Origin of the sequence: Streptomyces sp. (assembly GCF_050698815.1) — a bacterium.
In the GTDB taxonomy this organism is placed as follows: Bacteria; Actinomycetota; Actinomycetes; order Streptomycetales; family Streptomycetaceae; genus Streptomyces.
This window is the reverse complement of the sequence record NZ_JBOHCV010000747.1, coordinates 1-3960: the sequence shown is the minus strand read 5'-3', so window position 1 is coordinate 3960 and position 3960 is coordinate 1. Positions and strand designations below refer to the sequence as shown.

3 protein-coding genes are annotated in these 3960 nt (G+C 71.3%); 2 read left to right on the top strand and 1 reads right to left on the bottom strand.

The window, feature by feature from the left end; translation table 11 throughout:
• Positions 1-74: 74 nt before the first annotated feature.
• The gene (locus tag ACRDP3_RS26505; RefSeq protein WP_431519539.1) at positions 75-848 is read right to left on the bottom strand and encodes a GOLPH3/VPS74 family protein; all 774 of its coding nucleotides are present in this window, start codon (positions 846-848) and stop codon (positions 75-77) included.
• A gap of 228 nt (positions 849-1076) precedes the next feature.
• Between ACRDP3_RS26505 and ACRDP3_RS26500 the strand changes: the two genes are divergently transcribed.
• Together ACRDP3_RS26500 and ACRDP3_RS26495 are read left to right on the top strand one after the other, a co-directional pair.
• A complete protein-coding gene (locus ACRDP3_RS26500) occupies positions 1077-3677 on the top strand; it encodes a D-alanyl-D-alanine carboxypeptidase family protein (protein ID WP_431519538.1) in 2601 nt (866 codons plus the stop codon).
• Between the two features lie 86 nt (positions 3678-3763).
• A partial coding sequence (locus ACRDP3_RS26495; RefSeq protein WP_431519537.1) for a hypothetical protein occupies positions 3764-3960 on the top strand: 197 nt, incomplete at its 3' end.

Sequence of the window (3960 nt, the reverse complement as noted above, 5' to 3'; positions counted from 1 at the left end):
TACCACCACCCCGCACGCTGCTTCCGTCAGCGGGTGTCTGTGTGATTGTCGGTGTTCGTCGTCCGGCTGGGCGCTCAGCGAGCCCCTGCCCGGACCATTCCGCCCACGGTGGGCCTGCCCTGTTCCGGAACCTGTCGTGGCACCGGTCCGGGAGCTACGCCCGGCCCGGCCGGACCGGCCGGCCCGCCCGGAGCACCGTTGCCCGCCGCGCGACGTGGCTGAGCACCCGCACCGTTCTGCACGTCCATCACGGCGTGCGCCACGAGGCCGCCCATCGGATCGTGCCGGATCAGGTCCCGGAGCCGGGAGCGGCAGGACCGCCCCTCGTTGCCCGGGTACAGGTGCTTGCCGAGACCGACCGCGTGGGCCAGTGCGGCGAGTGCCGCGGTCCGCGGGTCCGGCGGTACGCCGGTGCGGATCGCCGCGTCCAGCCGGGTTCTGATCTCCCGGCTGATGGCCGTCTCCGTCGCCTGATAGCGCGTCGTCGGCAGCATCCCGCACATCTGACTCGACACGGCATGGACCATGCCGCACCGCTCCAGGTGCGTGAGATACGTCTGGCGGAGCCCCAGCCGGGGCCCGCCGATCCAGTGGACAGCCCGCACCGGGCTGCCGCGCCTGCGCAGCAACTCGAGCGCGGAGTCCAGTGTTGGATCTCCTGTCGGCCGTGGTAGGACCACGGCGATGCGATCCCCGTCCGGGGCTATCCGTCCTGCGAGAGCCAGCTCGACGAGCTGGGCCCCGGCCAGGCCGAGGTCAAGCGACTGCGGCTGTGCCGTTGTGCCCGTAGCCGGGTCCAAGGCCAGCAGCAGAAGCTCCTCCGGAATCGTTCTGCGGCTCCTGCCCATCCATGCCTCCCCGCGTGGATGCTTGACAGGGTGACCCCTCTCACAATGGTCTGTCGAGGGTGCCTGGGTGTTATCGGCGGGAACCAGTATGTATGTCGTACTCGTCTGCGGGGTGGAAAGGCCGGTATGCGGCCCCTGTCGAACACCCCCGCCAGATGCGTGGGGTGTGCGCACAGGACACTGTTAACTGGCAGGGCGAGCGGCGAACATCAGCATCAGGAGGCATCGGTGGCGGGCGAGTCCCCCGACAAGGTGGAGCGCGAGGAGTCGTCGGGGGAGACGACCGATGACGGCGACGTGGTTGCGCCCACGGGTGGGAAAGGGGCCGGGAAGAAGTCCGCGGGGAGCCCGGGGCCCGGCGATTCCGCACGTCCGGAGAGCGATGCCGACGATGAGTCGCCGGGCGGTGAGGACGACGAGCGGGCCGCAGACGGCCCCCCGGACGGCGCGGCGGACGACTCCCGCGACGGCGGGGGCGACGGCGGAGGCGACGGCACCGGGCGCGGCGACGACCGGCTGAAGGCGGCTGTCGCGGCTTGGGTCGCCCATGCGGACGACGAGCCGGACAGTGAGGCGGAGGAAGCCGGAGAAACCGCGGAAATCGCCGAGGTGGAGGGTGGGAACCCCGAAGAGGAAGAGGGCAATTCCAGCCAATCCTCGGCGAGTGATCTGCCCGTACGGCCGAAGTCCGGCCCCGACGAGGATCCGGCGGAGGCGGAGAAGGCCGCGACGGCGTCCGTGAGCGAGGGGGAGCAGGCGGGCGCGGTCGACCAGCCGACGGCGATGTTCAGGACCGTGCGGCCGCCCTCAGAGGGCTCCTCGGGCGGGTCTTCGGCGTCGTCCGAGGACGAGCAGGAGGCGGCGGCCCGACGCGCCGAGCAGATGACGGCAGCCTTCTTCGGCTCCCGGAAGACCGAGGAAGCGGGCGCAGCCACCAGTTCCGCCAGTGCGTCCGGCGAGGAGAGTGACTCCGGCGAGGAGATCAGCGAGGACGGCGGGGACGGCGAGGGGGACCACGAACGGGAGGCCGGGCCCGTCGCGCCACGCGTCGACCAGCCGACGGCGGTCTTCCGCGCGCCCGGGTCCGGGCGGCCCGCGACGAAGGGCGAGCGCGCCGTCGACCAGCCGACGGCCGTCTTCCGCACCGTCGAGCCCGAAGCGGAGCCCGAGTCGGAGCCTGCACCGGAGTCGGAGCCTGCACCGGAGTCGGAGCCGGCACCGGCGAAGGCCGCCAAGGCGTCCGGGCCCGAGGCGAAGGCGGCGACGCCGGCGCCGGAGGAGGCGGCGCCGAAGCCGAAGGGGGATCCGGAGTCCGAGTCGGAGCGTACGAGCCAGTTCGTACCGCTGAAGTCCGCCGACGCGCCGCCCCGCCCGTCGTACAAGCCCGGAATCGGTCCTGGACCCGGGGGCCTGCCGCCGAAGCCGCTGGGGAAGCCGCTCCCCCCGGCCGAGCCGCAGGACCGGCCCAAGAAGTCGCCCGGAAAGGCGGCTGCCGGGACCGTGCCGCCACAGCTCACCGAGGCCGAGCTGAGCCGGCAGCAGGCACGGCCGGATCAGGCGCCGCTCGATCTGCTGGCCCAGCTGACCAACACCCCGCCGCGGCCGGAGACTCCGCTGCGTACCGCCGTGCGACGGGTCAAGATCTGGACGCCGCTGGTTCTGTTGCTGGCGATCGTCTTCGTCGTCGCACAGGCCGTACGGCCGCTGCCGGCCCCGGAGCTGTCGCTGACCGCATCGTCGACCTACGGCTTTCAGGGCGCGAAGCCGTCCGTGCCCTGGCCGTCCGAGGGTCAGGCCGTGCTCGACGTCCAGGGACTCGGCTCGTTCGGCACCTACGGGAAGCAGAAGCCGGTGCCGATCGCGAGCGTGGCGAAGGTGATGACGGCGTACGTCATCCTCCGCGACCACCCGGTCAAGAAGGGCTCGGAGGGGCCGGCCATCCTCGTCGACAAGAAGGCGGAGGACGAGGCCGGGCTGAGCGCGCAGAACGAGTCGACCGTCGAAGTGAAGCAGGGCGACAAGATCTCGGAACGGGAGGCGATCGAGGCCATCATGATCGCATCCGCGAACAATGTCGCGCGGCTGCTGGCCCGTTGGGACGCGGGCTCGGAGAAGGCGTTCACGAAGAAGATGAACGCTGCCGCAAAGGACCTGGGGATGGCGGACACCAAGTACACCGACCCCAGCGGTCTGTACGCCTCGACCGTGAGCACAGCCGCCGACCAGGTGAAACTGGCCAAGAAGGCGATGGGTATCGACCTGTTCCGGAAGACCGTGGGGCTCCCCGGCTACACCGACACCAAGGGCGAGCAGCACGGCAACTGGAACAAGCTGGTCCCGCTCGACGGCGTCGTCGGGATCAAGACGGGCACCACCACGAAGGCGGGCGGGAATCTGCTCTTCGCAGCCGAGAAGGAGATCGGTGGCACGAAGCAGTTGATCGTCGGCGCGGTTCTCGGGCAGTACCGGCCGTCGATACTCGACACCGTGCTCGCCGAGAGCAAGAAGCTGATCGACGCCGCTCAGGACGCCCTGCGGGCCCAGAAGGTGGTGCGCAAGGGCGAGGTGGTCGGCTACGTGGACGACCAACTGGGCGGCAGGACGCCCGTGGTCGCGGCCAGGGACGTGAGCGCGGTCGGCTGGTCCGGGCTGAAGGTGAAGCTCGCGCTGAGCGACAGCGGCGACGCGATTCCGCACCAGGGCCGCGCGGGGGACAAGGTTGGCGCGCTGACCGTCGGCGACGGGCCAGGGCAGGTGAGGGTGCCGGTGACATTGGGTGAGGACATGACCGAGCCGGGCTTCGGAGACAAGCTGTCCAGGATCATGTGATCCGGCCTGCCTGAGACCCGGGTGACATGATCCCGGGACCCGCCATCGGGCGGGTCCGGGACGAGCCGTACGGGGGAGAGAGCGCAGTGACCACTGTGCAGCAACCGCAGGTGCCGGAGGACGACGACGGCGGGATAACCGGCGGGGACGGGGCCGTCCACGGAACGAGGACGGCCCCGCCCCCCACCGTCGGCGGGGCGGCGAAGGGGTCTCTGCCGCGTCCCCGTACGGAATCCGCGCCCGGTGGCGGGGCCGCCACCGCCCTCGGTGAGCGCGGGAAGCG